The organism is Vibrio sp. HM8-C (assembly GCF_058630515.1).
On sequence record NZ_JBMMKS010000005.1, the window covers coordinates 164,701 to 180,350 of the forward strand.

12 protein-coding genes are annotated in these 15,650 nt (G+C 42.8%); 2 read left to right on the plus strand and 10 right to left on the minus strand.

Annotation, left to right across the window (positions count from 1 at the left end):
* Nucleotides 1–232: 232 nt before the first annotated feature.
* Nucleotides 233–1,813 carry a hypothetical protein gene (locus ACOSVQ_RS08410; RefSeq protein WP_491982096.1) on the minus strand — a complete coding sequence of 527 codons (1,581 nt, stop codon included), beginning with the start codon at nt 1,811–1,813 and terminating at the stop codon, nt 233–235.
* Nucleotides 1,814–1,873: 60 nt separating this feature from the next.
* Here ACOSVQ_RS08410 and ACOSVQ_RS08415 point away from each other — a divergent pair, with 60 nt between their 5' ends.
* Nucleotides 1,874–3,208, plus strand: coding sequence for a glycoside hydrolase family 28 protein (locus ACOSVQ_RS08415; protein WP_491982097.1), 1,335 nt, complete (start codon nt 1,874–1,876; stop codon nt 3,206–3,208).
* A gap of 107 nt (nt 3,209–3,315) precedes the next feature.
* Complete coding sequence (locus tag ACOSVQ_RS08420; RefSeq protein WP_491982098.1) at nt 3,316–4,584, plus strand: ABC transporter substrate-binding protein; 1,269 nt, start codon at nt 3,316–3,318, stop codon at nt 4,582–4,584.
* A gap of 116 nt (nt 4,585–4,700) precedes the next feature.
* On the opposite strand, the gene ACOSVQ_RS08425 is transcribed toward ACOSVQ_RS08420, so the two are convergent.
* The 9 genes from ACOSVQ_RS08425 to ACOSVQ_RS08465 all read right to left on the minus strand — a co-directional run bounded on the left by ACOSVQ_RS08425 (nt 4,701) and on the right by ACOSVQ_RS08465 (nt 15,628).
* Entirely contained in the window at nt 4,701–6,635 is a 1,935-nt protein-coding gene (locus ACOSVQ_RS08425; RefSeq protein WP_491982099.1) for a TRAP transporter permease, read from the minus strand.
* A gap of 11 nt (nt 6,636–6,646) precedes the next feature.
* Nucleotides 6,647–7,585 (minus strand): TAXI family TRAP transporter solute-binding subunit, encoded by a 939-nt coding sequence (locus ACOSVQ_RS08430; RefSeq protein ID WP_491982100.1) that lies wholly within the window; start codon nt 7,583–7,585, stop codon nt 6,647–6,649.
* Nucleotides 7,586–7,786: 201 nt separating this feature from the next.
* Nucleotides 7,787–8,899, minus strand: a complete 1,113-nt coding sequence (locus ACOSVQ_RS08435) for an ABC transporter substrate-binding protein (protein ID WP_491982101.1) — start codon at nt 8,897–8,899, stop codon at nt 7,787–7,789.
* Nucleotides 8,899–10,308, minus strand: a complete 1,410-nt coding sequence (locus ACOSVQ_RS08440; protein ID WP_491982102.1) for a sensor histidine kinase — start codon at nt 10,306–10,308, stop codon at nt 8,899–8,901. The genes ACOSVQ_RS08435 and ACOSVQ_RS08440 overlap by 1 nt, the downstream gene beginning before the upstream one ends.
* Entirely contained in the window at nt 10,301–11,002 is a 702-nt protein-coding gene (locus tag ACOSVQ_RS08445) for a response regulator transcription factor (RefSeq protein WP_491982103.1), read from the minus strand. The genes ACOSVQ_RS08440 and ACOSVQ_RS08445 overlap by 8 nt, the downstream gene beginning before the upstream one ends.
* 168 nt (nt 11,003–11,170) lie before the next feature.
* A complete protein-coding gene (locus ACOSVQ_RS08450; protein WP_491982104.1) occupies nt 11,171–12,430 on the minus strand; it encodes a gallate dioxygenase in 1,260 nt (419 codons plus the stop codon).
* A 31-nt stretch (nt 12,431–12,461) separates the two neighbouring features.
* Nucleotides 12,462–13,727, minus strand: coding sequence for a 4-hydroxybenzoate 3-monooxygenase (pobA, locus tag ACOSVQ_RS08455; protein ID WP_491982105.1), 1,266 nt, complete (start codon nt 13,725–13,727; stop codon nt 12,462–12,464).
* Between the two features lie 12 nt (nt 13,728–13,739).
* A complete protein-coding gene (locus ACOSVQ_RS08460) occupies nt 13,740–15,035 on the minus strand; it encodes a TRAP transporter large permease (RefSeq protein WP_165313941.1) in 1,296 nt (431 codons plus the stop codon).
* Nucleotides 15,035–15,628: a TRAP transporter small permease gene (locus ACOSVQ_RS08465; protein WP_491982106.1), complete on the minus strand. Its 594-nt coding sequence runs from the start codon at nt 15,626–15,628 to the stop codon at nt 15,035–15,037. Before ACOSVQ_RS08465 ends, ACOSVQ_RS08460 begins: the two co-directional genes overlap by 1 nt.
* Nucleotides 15,629–15,650: the final 22 nt, after the last annotated feature.

Consider the following 15,650-nt stretch of genomic DNA (forward strand, 5'->3'; position numbering starts at 1 on the left):
CATCAATCTTACGTATTTTTACATTTAGGATAGTAAATCGATCGAATAGAGACGGCTTTCTCTATGAAGGTTACTTAACTCACATTTTTTTTAGTTGTGACTGTGATGTCAGTAACACGAAACTTTCATAATCTTTGCCCGAAGTCACATTCGTAGTGGTTCGTTATTTTTTTCCGACCAAATTACTCAATGTTGATTATGCAAAAAAGAATGTGGTGAGATAACTTATTAATCACGGACTGATGGTGAGTGAATAGGCAAAGTCGGCTAGTCGTTCTGCGCTGAGCAATAAAGGTAAAGTCAATTCAGTCGGTGCATTACGTGATTGGCAGAAATGATCTAATTTGTCAGCGAGTATTAGAAGTTCATTTTGCGATTTAAGCTGCTGATTGAAGGTACTACCATTGGTAGATTCATACTGCTCTTTCCAGATAGCTTCTGTCGTTGAGAGTGATACCGCAGTGAACATTTCGCTATAGATGTTGGCAATTTTCCAAGCATCCAAAGCTTGTTCGAAATAGCCATGAGGATCAAAGACAGTCGGTTTCATAGCTATTAAACGATGCAGTTCAGAGTGAGCAATGAAGGATGCATTTTCCTTCTCTAGAGAGACAAGTTCTCGTTGTTTCTGCCCAGTCGCTTTGTCGTCTGCTGGCAAAAATGGCTCAAAAGAGAGTTGCCATCTGGCACTACGAGTATCCATGTGCATTAATTGACGGGCGTGAGCAAGGCTTTGAGGAATCTGACTTTGATAATGTAAACGACGCCCAAGAATGTTAGGAGTACTCATAAACCAAGAGTGACTTGAGCGAATAGAATTGAAGAAAAGTTGTTTATCAATTGAAGATTGAAAATGCACACCGGACATTTTGAGCCAATCGGTCTCCAGTTGTGTATTTAGGTTTTCTTCACCAGAGTGAAAGAGGCTTAATCCAATCAGATTAATAAGGTTTATAGAGTCAAAGGTTGTTCTGCTGGGCATCCATTGCCAACACACTCGGGTTGTAATGGCTTCTATGCCTTCACCTTCAAGACTCATTGCCCAGTTAATACGCTGTTGGATCTCATCGGATAAGTAACAAGGGAGAAATGACCAACCGTATCCTGTGCCCCACAAATCATATTCGAGCCATTTCTTGTTATTTGGCACCATATCAATGTGTGGATGGTTTGCGAACCCAGGATGGAAATCTAACTCTGTTGGTTTGAAAGATGCTCTGACATCGTTTGGTAGTTTAGAAAGAATTAAAGGAAGTTGGCGTCTTGGCCAACCGGTGTCGATAAAATCTCGCAGTACGAGCTTTTTTCCTTGCTGACGCAGCTGCTGCCACATTTGATGCAACGAGTCATGCCAATTATCAGGCTGAAAGTCGGGCATAGTTAAACTCAGAATTATGCCATCAAATTTGGGTACATAATTAAAGATAGAATTTAGGAACGATGAATAAAACTCTGTCCAAAAATTATCATTAAAAGGGTTGTCTGAATTAAATTCAGGAAATTTTCGATTGACTATATCATCTTGTGGGGTTGCTTCACCTTGAAGCCAAAATGAGAGTTTTCTATTCGATAGATATTCGGAAATTCTTTTTAAATATTGAAGTGCGTGGTTTCTCTGATGAATTAAATTCTCGTTATGCGCATGAACAGAAGTTTTTGATGGAGAAACAATAATAGAGAGTAGTTCTTGCTGGTGAATAATTATGCCTGTGTAACCAAATTGTTCTGCGTGGGACACGCAATTGGTAAACCAATTCCAATCCCATATGAATTGAGTATTTAATTCCATCAAAAAATTTGGCACTTTTTTCATTTTTATAAGCACATAAAGAATATCGTGATTTTGATTATAGCTATTAAGGTAAGAAAATAAATGTTTATATATCTAGATGACCCAGAAATATGTCGTTCTGCAGAAAACTTAGTCACGGAACAAATACAGAAACAACTTGATGCCATTCAATCTGCTGGAGGCGGAGAGTTAAGAATCCCTGCAGGTCGATACTTATGTGCAAGTCTCAGTTTGCCTTCCAATCTAGTGCTGAGTTTAGAGGCTGGCGCTGAGATTGTTGCAAGCGAAAACATTGAAGACTATTACCACATCACTACACAGTCTATGGCTGAACTTTCTTATCGGGCTCTTCTGTATGCTAAGGGGAAAAGTAACATCAAGATCTGTGGTAATGGCTTGATAGAAGGTCAAGATTCAAAATGGTTCTCTCAACATGCTGATGACGCTGGCTATCATATGCCTAAAGTTGAGCGCCCAAGGATGCTTGTGTTGGAGGGGTGTGACAACGTCACACTTAATGACTTCACTATCCAGCGTTCTCCGATGTGGACTATACACTTAGTGTGTTGTAGCAACGTTGCTATAGACAACGTTAAAGTAAACAATCACCTATACCTACCCAACACAGATTCTATTGATATTGATAGTTGTCAGTATGTACGGATAGCGAACTGTTTCCTTAGCGCGGCTGATGATGGCGTTTGCATTAAAACCACCAGAAAGAAGGTGCAAGGATGTCAGGACACTAAGCATGTGACAGTAACCAACTGCGTAATCCGTTCTCGTGGGGCTGCAATTAAAGTGGGAACGGAAACGTTCGGCAATGTAGAAAGTGTACTTGTCAGCAACATTTCCATATTTGATTCGAATCGTGCAATTGCACTGGTATCTAGAGACGGTGGAAATTTACGTCAAATGATGTTTTCAAACATTATTTTCGAAAGCCGTTTGTGTGTACCTCATCATTGGGGAAAAGCTGAGCCAATTGGTATCAGTGTAAGATATCGAGATCCTGCAATTAGACCGGGGAATATTGAAAATATTACTTTCTCAAATATTTCTGGTGAATGCCATGGGGCGATTAGTCTTTACAGTGAAATTGAACATGCGGTGTCAGGTATCGAATTTAATGGGATAACATTAACGCAAATTCACACAGATCATGACGATTATGGTTATTACGATATTCGTCCACCGTGTAATCCAGATACACCCACAGGGATGGGATTAGATAATAGCTATAAAATTAATCCTGAAACAACAAAACCTTTTGGTGTGGAAAGATATGAAAATGGTATTCCGGCTATTTATTCCGTTGGTGTTACTGGATTTGAGGTTAATAAATTAAAGGTAATCCGAAAAAACTCTGATAGTGATGTTTGGAATAAAGATAGTGATATTTATATAGTCAAGTGATAGTTGTTTTTAATAAAAGATATTAATATTTTCTGTATTAATTATAGGCAATATTAATGTGGTAAATGTACGTGAAATAATTGTGTAATGGAAATAAGGACGAGTTCATGAAAACTAAATTGGTAACGACCGTTACGTCATTAACATTAGCCATTATATCTGCGAGTGCGTTTGCAGAGATTGAACTGCGAATGTCTTGGTGGGGAGGGAACGAACGACATCAAGCAACGAATGCAGCTATTGAGCGATTTGAAGTTGCGCATCCTGATATAAAAGTAAAAGCTGAATACACTGGATGGGATGGGGCATTGACTCGCTTAACAACACAGATTGCGGGAAACACTGAACCAGATGTTATGCAAACAAATTTAAACTGGATGCCAATCTTTTCTAAAGACGGTAATGGTTTTTATGATCTTAAAAAGGTCAAACCTGAAATCGCTTTAGAAAACTTTGCACCAGCGGCGTTAAACACAGTAACGTTTGGCGATAAGTTAAACGGTATTCCGGTTAGCATGACTTCACGCGTTTTCTTTTACAATCACGACACTTGGACGAAGGCAGGAGTAGCTTATCCCAATAACTGGGATGAACTCATGGCTGCGGGTAAAGCTTTCCAATCGAAACTCGGTGACAAATATTTCCCAATTGTTTTGGAAGCGCATGACGTGTTTGCGATGAATCGTTCATACATGATTCAAACCATGAACAAAGACATATTGTCGACAGATGGAAAAATTAACTTCACTCCTGAAGAGATGACCAGTTTCTTCAAACTGTATGTACAGCAAGTGAATAATCATGTATTCCCATCGACTAAAGAGTTTGCTTCTTATGGTAAAGCGAATTTGTACGAAATGCGCCCATGGCTCAGTGGCGAGTTTGGAGGCGTATATATGTGGGATTCCGCTATCACAAAATATACAGACAATCTAACTTTAGACCTAGCTCCTTACCCGATGGCTAAAGGTGCTAAAGACGCAGGTCTGCTATCTCGTCCGTCAATGATGTTTTCAGTGGGGAGAAATTCCAAGCATCCTGCAGAAGCGGCTAAACTAATAAACTTCCTGCTTAACGACACGGATGGTATCAAAGCATTGGGATTAACTCGTGGTATACCGTTGAGCAGCTCAGGTATGAAAGTACTTAAGAGTGAAGGCACACTAGACGAATCTAATTTAGCGTTTGCTGGTTACCAGCAAGCACTATCTTTACCTCAAATAATCGCCTCAACGCCGTACACCGACAATGCGCAGTTAATCGATATTTTCAGTGAAGAACTTCAAGCGATTGACTACGGTGAATCAACTCCTGAAAAAGCCGCGAAAAGTTTCATCAGTAAAGCAAATCGAATGTTGGCTCGTTTAACACGTTAAAAAGCAAGTTCTGACAACAGGTTAAGCAACTGATATTTGAGCTTGAAGTAAAATTTAAATCACCATTAATCAAAAAGGCACCTTAGGGTGCCTTTTACTTATCTCTGTAATCTTGTTTAAGCTGTTTGGGTTTTGCATCTCTTGCAAAGCGGACTTAGCACAAAGCTAAGTGCGATAAATATAGCTAAACCTGTCAGGCGGAGGACAACGATATGAGTATCGAAATTGCTGGCCGCTTCTGGCCATGCAATCAGCACTGCTGCAATAACAAAGCCGAATCGTTTTGCCCAAGTTAATGGAATACCCAACCAACCAGAGAAACCAATGCTCATAGAAACTGTTGCTAGTGACGCGAGGGTAATTGCGATAAAGATACTCAGTGAATCACCTATCAACAGAATTCCCGGCATGGTGACGAACAGGAACGGCACCAGTAACTTAACAAAACCCAATCGCATCGACTCGATAGCAGTTTCATTTGCAGAAGCTCCAGAAATAGTGGCTGCTGCATAAGCTGCTAGTGCTACAGGCGGTGTGATTGCCGAAACTAAGCCAAAGTAGAAGATGAACATGTGTGCAGAGAGTGTTTCCATTCCTAGCTGCGTCATCGCCGGAGCAACCAACACTGCAAGTAACAAATACGCTGCTGACGTTGGCAATCCCATCCCTAATATGAATGAGGCTAGGGCAGTTAGTAGCAGAACACTCCATAGGTTTCCGTCACCGACTTCAATGATCAAACCCGACACCATTAATCCCATACCCGTTAGGTTGAGAATGCCAATCACGATACCAGCTGAAGCAACCGCAGCAACGATCGGTAGCGTGTTTGTCAGTGTCTCTTTGCAAGATTCAATTAAATCAATCCAGTTAACACGAGTCGCTTTTTTCCAAGGACTAATCGCAAGGCCAACCACTATACCAATAACCGCAGCTTGTGTTGGCGATTTACCTGCAATCATCAATCCTACTAAGGCGAACAGAGGCAGCAACAAATAGCTTTTAGATTTTAATGTGGCTTTAAGCAGCTCCCAACCCGCTTCCGTGTCCGGTTGGAGATTAAGACGACCTGCTTCTAAACGCACGGAGACCATTAATGCCAGAATATAGAGTAGCGCTGGTACTAATGCCGCTAACGCCACTTCCGCATACGGAATACCGATCATTTCTGCCATAAGGAAAGCAGCAGCGCCCATAACAGGTGGCATGATTTGACCAGCAGAAGAGGCAGCGGCTTCTATCGCTCCTGCGAGCTTTGGACTGTAGCCGACACGTTTCATCAAAGGAATTGTGAAAGTACCTGTGGTAACAACGTTAGCAACGGCGCTTCCGTTTAATGAGCCAAGTAAAGCACTGGAAAGTGCGGCAGACAGACCTGGTCCACCTTGCACGCGACCCGTTAAGCCACGTGCAATATCCACGAATACTTCACCAGTGCCGATTTTGGTTAAGATGGCGCCAAACAGACCAAACAAGAAGATGTATTCAACAGCGACGCCCATCGGTACGCCATAAACACCTTCGGTTGATAGTAACAGCGTCGAGGTTAGACGATTAAGATCGTAACCGCCATGTCCATACTGCCCTGGGATCAAATAGCCAAAATGCGCGTAGAGAAATGCTGTGGTCATGAGTATCACTAACGTATAACCAACCGCGAGCTTTACAAAGACAAACACGACTAAAACCAGCGCTAAGAAAACCCAAATATCATCGGGTACAGACATGGCGCCACGCATGATGATGTCGATATAAGTATTCCACAGATAAGGGCCGGGAATTAACGCTATCAACGACAACAAATAAAAGCTCCCTCGTACGAGAGATGATCGTTGCTTTGCTGCATAGAACATCATAGCGGCACAAGCGACGAGGGAGAAAAACGAAGAACGTAAAAGCAGAGCTGTGATACCGCCGTAATATGCTCCATACAGCACAAGACCAGCGATACTGACAGCTAATACGCTGAATACAATGGAAACAACTAGCTGCTCCTTCCGACCTAAATAATCAGATGGAAGAAGCAGACTCGCAAAGGTTGTCTGCTTCATAAGGAATGCCTCTAGTTAGCTTTTGCTTGATCAAAGTACTTTTGCGCACCAGGGTGTAAAGCAATAGGTGTGTTCGGTGCTGTATCTAGCTGAATAGACTTAGCTTGTGGATGTACCTGACTCAGTTCGTCTAGATGAGAGAAAATCGCGCTAGTAATGTTGTAAACCTTAGTCTGATCTTCTTTTCCGCTAGTGAACAGAATCGCTGGGTCATTGATCACGGTGACGGGTTGTTTAACGTCTGGATAAGTACCTTCTTTCAACTGGGCAACTTGATAGAAAGGGTATTTCTTGATCATGTTGTTCACCTTATCTTCATCTGCAGACAGAAGCTTCATATCTACCTGAGAATCTAAGTCGATAAGTGATGACGTTGGCGCACCAGCAAGTACGACCGTTGCGTCTACCTGACCATTCACTAGCGCTTTAACCCCTTCGGTGTATGAAAGAAAACGAGGAATGATAACGCCGTATACACCGTATTCCTCAAGTAATCGAGTTGCAATAACAGCAGCATTACTTCCTGGAGGCCCCATACTTACACGTTTACCTACAAGGTCTTTAAATGAGTTGATGCCGTTATTATCAATAGTCGCGATTTGAAGAACCGCAGGGTAAAGATATGAAATAGCTGCGACATCTAAAGCGCCAGTCTTTTCAAAAGGACCTTGACCATTTTTGGCTTCAAATAGAGTCGATGAAGAGGATAGACCAAGGGTCATTTGGCCAGCAGCAACTCGATGGTTGTTTTCAACGGATGCGCCAGTCACTTCTGCACGAGCAGTTGTATCGTCTAAGTGTTTGTTAAGGGTTTCCGCTACGCCAGCACCAATCACGTAAAATAGACCACCTGTACCACCGGTACCGATAGAAATACGATCAGCTGCGAGAGAAAACGTCGAAGTCAATGCGGCGGCAAGCGCCGTTGCAAGTAGGATGTTCTTTTTCATTTGTGCCTCGTTATTGGAATAGTCTTTTTATAATTTTTAATGGTTAAATAACGCTCTAACCATGGAGGCAATATATCGCTTGAACCTTTCATGAACCTTTCATGGCGGCTTAACATTTACATAACATCTCGCTTTTGTGATCCTTGCATAAGTTCCTTCTAAAGAAAGAAGAACAATCATGTGCAATCAGTTGTTAATCTTTCAATTACTGTGTTTTGACATGGCGTTATGCCACTCTTCCAATAGCAGTTGTTTCTTGGCTTGATCTGTTTGTACAAGCGTCGGTAAGCCAAAGGGAATTGGGCGGAAAATACCATGGGGTTTACGTTGCAAAATGGCGCGGCTGTTTTTACCTTCTGCAGTTTCTGATAAAGGGATTAAGCTAGAGTTTTGTGCTAACTGACTTTGCCCTTCTACAGACAATAAGTAATCTAAAAATTGTCGAGCTAAATCGAGATGCTTAGCATGGCGATAGATAAAAGCGGTACGCATTATGACGGACGTATAGTCGGTAGGCATAATCGTCTCTATCCAAGGGTGTTGTTCAGACCATTCAAAAGCGTAAGACCCTACAAGATTGTATGCGATGAAAATTTCACCCTTGAGCAGCGCATTTAACATGCTGGAGCTATTCGGGTAGAGCTGAGCATGGTGCGTACCGAACGCTTCTAGTAATCGACCATAAGTTCGCGATTGTTGAGAGTCGTGAAACCAAGTGAGGTAGCCAAGTCCTACGGTTTCAATGTCACTTAAACCAATTTTTCCATCCACTAATGGCCCTTTAGTTCTAATCAAAGAAAGCAATTGTTCTCGACTGCGCGGTAACTCTTCACTGCCTAAAATATCGGTGTTGACGACGATAACTATTGGTTCGAAAGTAAAACCAAACACTTCATTGTGCCACTTAGCCCAACTAGGCAATGCAAGTGTTTGCGGTGAATCATAGGGCTGGGCATAACCGTCGTTAACCAACTTAAATTGCAAGTCCATCGCAGAGCTCATCACAAGATCGGGAACGTCAACGCTACCCGAGTGAAGATTTGATACTTGTTGGTAGAGATCATTGGTATTGAACTCTGTGTAATGAACGGCAACCTCGGGGGTATGCTTTTGAAAGTCCAATAATACTGGTTCGATAGCTGGATAATTTGCTACACCCCAGATGTTGATGACTCTATTACTGGTCTCTAAGCGGCCTGTCTCCAAAATTGGTTTAAGAATGTGTTTTTCAGATGCAACCGTTAGGCTGGATGCCACGATACTTAGTGATAGGCAAACACGAGAAACATAAGAAAATAATGAAGTATGACCCATTAGCTTTGTTCCTCCGCTTGGGGGAAAAGCACTTTAATAATCAAGCCCGTTGGCTGATTGTCTTCAAGCAGGAATAGAGCGTGGTGGTGGTTCGCCACCTCTTTGGCAATACTCAAACCGATTCCCGTACCTGCTGTTTGATTATGCTTACTGCGATAAAAACGCTCAAATACGTGCTGTTTATCGTCATCGGAAATGCCGATACCTTGGTCTGCCACACTCAAACAAATTCGACCTTCATCTTTGTATAAACTGACTTTCACTAAGCTGTCTTGCGGGCTGTATTTAACCGCATTTTCTATTACGTTGCGTAGCATTTGTGTCAGTGCCACTTCATCACCCAAAATGTGCGCTTCAATCTCGCCCAGATACTCAATTTCAACTTTGGATTCCAATGCCCAAATGACTAGGCTTCGACACACATCTTTGGTGATCTTGTCTAAAGAGATCATGGTGAAGGCTTCGCTTCTTAGTCTGTGTGTAACGGATGCTTCATTCAGTAAGTGATGCACGGTTTCTGAAAGCAATGCGCTACTTTGAATGATGTCTAACAGTTGCTTTTGTCTAATTTGTTCGTCTTTTTCCACTAAGGCGTTTTGTGCCTGTAGATTTAAACCCGCTAATGGTGTCCGTAACTGATGTGCAGCTTCTGACGTGAAACGTTTAAGACGCTCTAAGGTGGTATTGAGCTGAGACATAAAGAAGTTAATGGTTTCCAATAATGGGCGAATTTCAACCGGAACATCCGTATTCAATGGAGTCAGCTCCGTTGAGTGGCGTGAATCGATAGCTTTCTTTAACGATTTTAGCGGACGTAAAACGCGCCAAATTCCGAACATCAACAATGAGAAGGTGACACAAAAAAACACGATCAGAAACTGTATAACGAAGCTACCCATTTCATTCGCAAGCTGACTTCGGGCAAGAGTCGTCTGTCCTAGTGTTACCAGAACGTTTTCACTGTTGTCAGCCTCAATTAGCTGTTTGGACAGCGTGATGAAGCGAACCTCATTACCTTTGTATTCTGCGTTGTAATATTTGGGTGTAAGTAGCGCACTGTTTTGTACGGCAATCGGAGAAGGTAATTCAGAGGGTTGAGGAAGATCTTTATAACCAGTGAGAAATCGACCATCTAAGGTGGTAACCGCATAGAAGGCACGATCGTTTGGCGCTAACGCCAATGTTTTAAACGCAGAAACGGGCAAATCAACCACTATCTGGCTATTTAGTAAGTTTATGTTCTCGATGATTTGTAATGCGGCACCGTGAATCAAACGATCATAAGAAACGTTCGCCGCCTTTTTTGCATAAAGTGTAGCTGTCCATATCGCGATTCCATTAATAAGCGTTAGAACAAGAAACGTCATTACAAAGAGTTGGCGGCGAATAGAGGTGTTGCGTTTAGCCATCCTGTTTTTCCAGCAGTTGCTTTTCTAGCACCTGTTTTTCCAACAAGTAGCCTAAACCTCGAATGGTTCGAATCTGGATATTGCTCTGGCATAACAGTTTACGTAAACGTGCAACGTAAATCTCTATGACGTTAGGGCTAGGGTTTTCATCAAAGCTATAGAGGTGATCCATTAACACTTCTTTGCTGAGCACCTGAGTTGGATGACCCATAAAGATTTCCAGCAATCTAAACTCACGTTGTTTTAGCTCAAACTCTTGGTCATCAATGCGAATGACGCACTTTTTGTGGTTAAAGCAGACATTACCAAATTCAAGTACATCTTGAGCTTGTCCTTGGCTGCGTCGTAACAAGGCTCGGATGCGTGCTTCTAACTCACCAAAATCAAAAGGCTTAGTAATGTAATCATCGGCGCCGAGATCGAGCAGTTGAATGCGGTCGTCGACTTGATCACGAGCAGTTACCACCAAAACAGGGGTGTTAACTTTCCGCTGGCGCAGGTGGTTTAGAATAGTAGCCCCATTGGCATCAGGCAGGTTTAAATCTAACAGAATCAGGTCGTAAGGTTGTTGTTGCAACATCGTTTCTGCACTTGAACCCGTCGTTGCAAGGTCGACAGCATGCCCAAGGCGCTTTACTCGGTAGGTAATCGCTTCACTTAGTACGGAGTCGTCCTCAATTACTAATATGCGCATATAAAACTCACTTTCTATTTGTTTTTGATGGAGCCATATAACGTTGTAGTGCAAGGTTAATATGATGCTGACACAAGAACAAATTCAAAGATTAGACAAGCTATTGAAATTTAGCTTGAATCACAAAGCGCAGGTGGATTGTGACCTGCGCTTTGTTTTATTCAGATCCTATTTACCGCCAGACACTGAATAGTTCATCGAAACATTACGAGATTTTTGGAAAGTTTCGATATCCTCACCACGCATTGAAGCGTAAATATGAGGGTTTGGAACACCAGCAACCGCACCAAGTTTTTCCAGCATAAAGAAGCTCACACCATAGCGAATCATTTCAATCCACTGCAGTTCGGTCAGCATAGTTTGCTCTTGGGTAGTCAAACCGTATTCTTCAAACAGCGCTTGGGGTTCTGACTTGAAACGTTGTCTGTGCTGCGGTTCAATCAAGCGATGTAAGAAATCGTTTAGACGGTAAGCACTATGAGCACGAGCAAGATCAAATGGGTAAGTACCTTCTAGTTTTTCCACACCCTCTAATTCGTGAATTATGTGCTCGCGATGCGCTTCCAGTTCTTTCTCTGTAGGGTTTGTACCTAAATCTTCAAAGATAACCGTTGCAATGTTAGTCATTGAAGGAAGGTAAGTGGAGCTATGAACATTTTTAACTTTGTCAGACAGCGCACCACGCATGATAAGCCACATAATGACTTCCGAGCCTTCCATACCACCTAGCTCTGCGTACTCAGCCAAACGCATTTGTACTAACTCTTCAGGCGCATGTTCCAACAACTCAAGGAAGCGTTGATCCCATTCGACGTTGTTAAACCCACAGCGTTCACCGTGCACTTGGTGTGATAAGCCACCCGTCGCCACAACAGCAACACGTAGATCAGGATCTGGAAAGCTTTCAATCGCTTTACGTAAACTCTTACCTAACTTGTAGCAACGCTTCGCATTAGGAATAGGAAATTGAAGTACACCGACTTGCAGCGGGACGATGTGACCTTTCCAACCATCTACTTGAGGCGAAATCATCGAAAGTGGTGAGAAACAGCCGTGATCAAGAGGCTTTTTCTGGAACACTGATAGATCAAATTCATCTGCAACAAGCGATTGTGCAATGTGGCGAGAGAGTTCAACGTGACCTTTAACCGCTGGATAGTTACGAGCGCCACCACCTTCATCGGCAGGGCGGTATTCATCATCAACACCCAGTACAAAAGGCGAGTAATGGTCAAAAAAGAACGATGTGATATGGTCGTTAAAGATCATAAACAACACATCAATATTCTGCTTTTCTACCCACTCTTGAACCACTTGGAAACCAGTAAAAATCGGTTTCCAACCAGGATCGTTGTCTTTGTTATTGTCCTTGGCATAGCCGATAGTCGGCGAATGTGAGGCACCAATGCCTCCGATAAGTTTGGCCATATTTGCTATTTCCTTGTTAGTAGCAAGGTCCTTATTGTTTTATTTTTTCTTGTTTTATATTTGCATCAATAGATGCGTTGGGCTGAGGTACAGGTTTTATTTGTTCGTAGGGTAAGCCTACGTATTGTTCTGCGATGAGCTTCATTCCCGCTTCATTTTGTAAGTAAAACTCAAGCTCGGAATCTGCCATCTTCTCAACGAAAGCACGTTGGAACTTTTGGTCGCCATCAAAGTGATGAAGCATGTTCGTCATCCACCATGAAAAACGCTCTGCGTTCCAAATGCGACGAAGACACACTTCGGAATATTGGTTTAATATTTCACGTGGTTGACCCGAATAATAAGCGGTTAGAGCTTGATACAGTGCCGCAACATCTGAAGCTGCAAGGTTCAAACCTTTTGCGCCTGTAGGCGGTACAATATGAGCAGAATCGCCGACAAGGAACAATTGGTTGTACTGCATCGGTTCACATACAAAAGAGCGAAGTGGGGCAATGCTTTTCTCTAGGCTTGGTCCTGTAACCAGTTTCTGCGCTTCATGTTCTGGTAAGCGACGTTTTAACTCTCCCCAGAATTGCTCATCGCTCCAGTTTTCTACCTTTTCGGTGTTAGGAACTTGCAGATAGTATCGTGAGCGAGTTTCAGAACGTTGGCTTGCAAGCGCAAAACCACGTGAATGTTTACAGTAAATCAGTTCATCACAGACAGGTGGTGTGTCTGCGAGTAATCCTAGCCAGCCGAACGGATAAACACGTTCGTATTCGGTGCGTATTTCCGTAGGAATGCTTGGACGAGACACTCCATGGAAACCATCACAACCTGCAACGAAATCACATTCGATCTGATAAGGTTCACCTTGGTGTTCAAAATAGACAGTCGCTTTGCCTTGCTCAGGGTTATCAATGCTGGTTACTGGCGAGGAGTAAAAACTCATTTGTTGTGAATCTTTACGAGCTTGCATTAAGTCACGTGTTACTTCGGTTTGACCGTAGCAGGTCACCACTTTACCGTCGGTAAGGTTTTTAATATCGATGTAAGTTTTACGACCTTCGACACTGATGTAAAAACCGTGGTGAACAATGCCTTCGTCATCTAAGCGTTGGCTACAACCAGATTCACGCAGCAGATCAACAAAGCCTTGCTCTAATATGCCTGCACGAATGCGTCCTAGAACGTGTTCTTCAGAGGTGCGCTCCACAATAATGTTGTCTATCCCTTGTTTCGCTAGCAACTGACCCAGTAATAAACCGGAAGGACCTGCACCGATGATGGCAACTTTAGTAGTTAAGGTTTTCATGTCCAACTCCATTTATAGATGCGGGATTAGTGCTAAAGCCAGTGAAGGGAAGCCGATCAACAAGCCAAGGCGAACTATGTCTGAGATAACAAACGGAATAACGCCTTTGAAGATGTCACCGATGTTGAGCTCTTTGTCTAAGGATTTAATAACGAATACGTTCATGCCAACGGGCGGTGTAATCAGACCTACTTCAACCGTAATAACGGCGACGATACCAAACCAAATTGGGTCGAAACCTGCTGCTTGAATCAGCGGGAATACCACTGGCACAGTCAATAACAGCATTGCGATACTGTCCATAACACAACCCAACAGGATGAACAGCATAAGTACAGCAAACAGCACCATATAAGGAGACAAATTCATGCTGTTTACGTAGTCGACTAGCGAGTAAGAGATACGCGAAACCGATAGGAAGAAACCAAAGATTTCTGCGCCGATGATCATGAAGAAAATCATTGCTGAGATAGATAGGGTTTCATTGACCGCATCTTTAAACATTTCCCAAGTCATGCCACGAACAAAGGCGATAACCATGGTGAGTGCCGCGCCAATTGCCGCAGCTTCTGTTGGGGTAAAGAAACCAGCGTAAATACCTGTGATGATTGATGCGAAAATTAAGCTAAATGGCAGCAGACCTTTCAAACCAACGATCTTTTGCATTAGTGTGGTTTTCTCTCCCGGTGTCGCTAACTGAGGGAATAACCATACGGTTACAGCAACCGCCACACAGTAAAGTGCCAAACCCAGCAACCCCGGAATTACGCCAGCGATAAACATGTCACCAACGGATTGTTCAGTAATCAATGCGTAAAGTAGCAATGCAATTGAAGGTGGGATCATAATGCCTAACGTACCACCGGCAGCGAGTGTGCCAGCAGCTAACGCTGGGGAATAACCGTTCTTTTTCATTTCAGGCAATGCTACGCGAGACATACTTGCTGCTGTTGCCAATGAAGAGCCAGAAATCGCAGAGAAAATGCCGCACGAAGTTACAGCCGCTAAAGCCATACCACCGCGCCATGAGCCAAACATGGTTTTCGCGCCATTAAATAGCTCTTGAGACATACGCGCTTTGGATGCAAAAACGCCCATAAGAATAAACATTGGAATTGGGCTGAAGCTGTAGTTGGATAGCGCATCGAAAGGTGCACTATCTAAAATCGCAACCGCAGGTTGGAATGCGACGATTGAAGTAAAGCCAACGAAGCCAGTCACTGCCATTGAAAGAGCAATTGGAGCTCTAAATGCAATCAAAATCAGCATGATTGCAATACAGATGAAGCCGATCATTGATGCGTCCATTACAACACCTCTTTATGTTGATGATGGGATTTTTCCTGAGAAGAAGTTTTTTCTTGAGAAGAAGCTTTCTGTGATTTGCCTTCTTCAGTGTTGTGGTGATGATTTTGGATAAGATCCCAAGTAATGATCAAACAACGAAGTGTTAGAACGGTGGTAGCAACAACGACAACACGATAAATCCAAGGCATAGGAATCATCAGATCTTGAGTTGTTTCTCCGCTTAAAACTGCGCCTTCAATGGCGAGGTAAAAGCGGTAAGTCATACCAGCTCCTAACAGAGCAAAGCCAAGTAGATAAAAAGACTCTAAGTAGACTTTGGTTCTCTCAGACATTTGCTCTGTAAAGAGGTCAACGATAACCTGAGAGTCACCAACAGACTGGGGTAGAGTGAAGAGTACGGTAAACAACAAGCCATACTTAATCAGTTCTACACCACCTATAAATGTGAGGGCTATGCTGCCATCACTCAAACCATATAGTGTACGTGTCACTACATCTACTAAAGTGACTAACATCATTCCAATCAGCAGTACTCCGCTGCACGTGTGCATGGCGTATGCAATTCGATTGATGAAGTTTTTGAGTACAGTCATGAGGTAACTCCCAACATCAATC

What these genes read in the sequence shown, in the direction of transcription:
- ACOSVQ_RS08410 (WP_491982096.1), bottom strand. Translation starts at nt 1,813, where the DNA reads ATGAAAAAAGTGCCAAATTTTTTGATGGAATTAAATACTCAATTCATA.
- ACOSVQ_RS08415 (WP_491982097.1), top strand. Translation starts at nt 1,874, where the DNA reads ATGTTTATATATCTAGATGACCCAGAAATATGTCGTTCTGCAGAAAAC.
- ACOSVQ_RS08420 (WP_491982098.1), top strand. Translation starts at nt 3,316, where the DNA reads ATGAAAACTAAATTGGTAACGACCGTTACGTCATTAACATTAGCCATT.
- ACOSVQ_RS08425 (WP_491982099.1), bottom strand. Translation starts at nt 6,635, where the DNA reads ATGAAGCAGACAACCTTTGCGAGTCTGCTTCTTCCATCTGATTATTTA.
- ACOSVQ_RS08430 (WP_491982100.1), bottom strand. Translation starts at nt 7,585, where the DNA reads ATGAAAAAGAACATCCTACTTGCAACGGCGCTTGCCGCCGCATTGACT.
- ACOSVQ_RS08435 (WP_491982101.1), bottom strand. Translation starts at nt 8,899, where the DNA reads ATGGGTCATACTTCATTATTTTCTTATGTTTCTCGTGTTTGCCTATCA.
- ACOSVQ_RS08440 (WP_491982102.1), bottom strand. Translation starts at nt 10,308, where the DNA reads ATGGCTAAACGCAACACCTCTATTCGCCGCCAACTCTTTGTAATGACG.
- ACOSVQ_RS08445 (WP_491982103.1), bottom strand. Translation starts at nt 11,002, where the DNA reads ATGCGCATATTAGTAATTGAGGACGACTCCGTACTAAGTGAAGCGATT.
- ACOSVQ_RS08450 (WP_491982104.1), bottom strand. Translation starts at nt 12,430, where the DNA reads ATGGCCAAACTTATCGGAGGCATTGGTGCCTCACATTCGCCGACTATC.
- pobA (WP_491982105.1), bottom strand. Translation starts at nt 13,727, where the DNA reads ATGAAAACCTTAACTACTAAAGTTGCCATCATCGGTGCAGGTCCTTCC.
- ACOSVQ_RS08460 (WP_165313941.1), bottom strand. Translation starts at nt 15,035, where the DNA reads ATGGACGCATCAATGATCGGCTTCATCTGTATTGCAATCATGCTGATT.
- ACOSVQ_RS08465 (WP_491982106.1), bottom strand. Translation starts at nt 15,628, where the DNA reads ATGACTGTACTCAAAAACTTCATCAATCGAATTGCATACGCCATGCAC.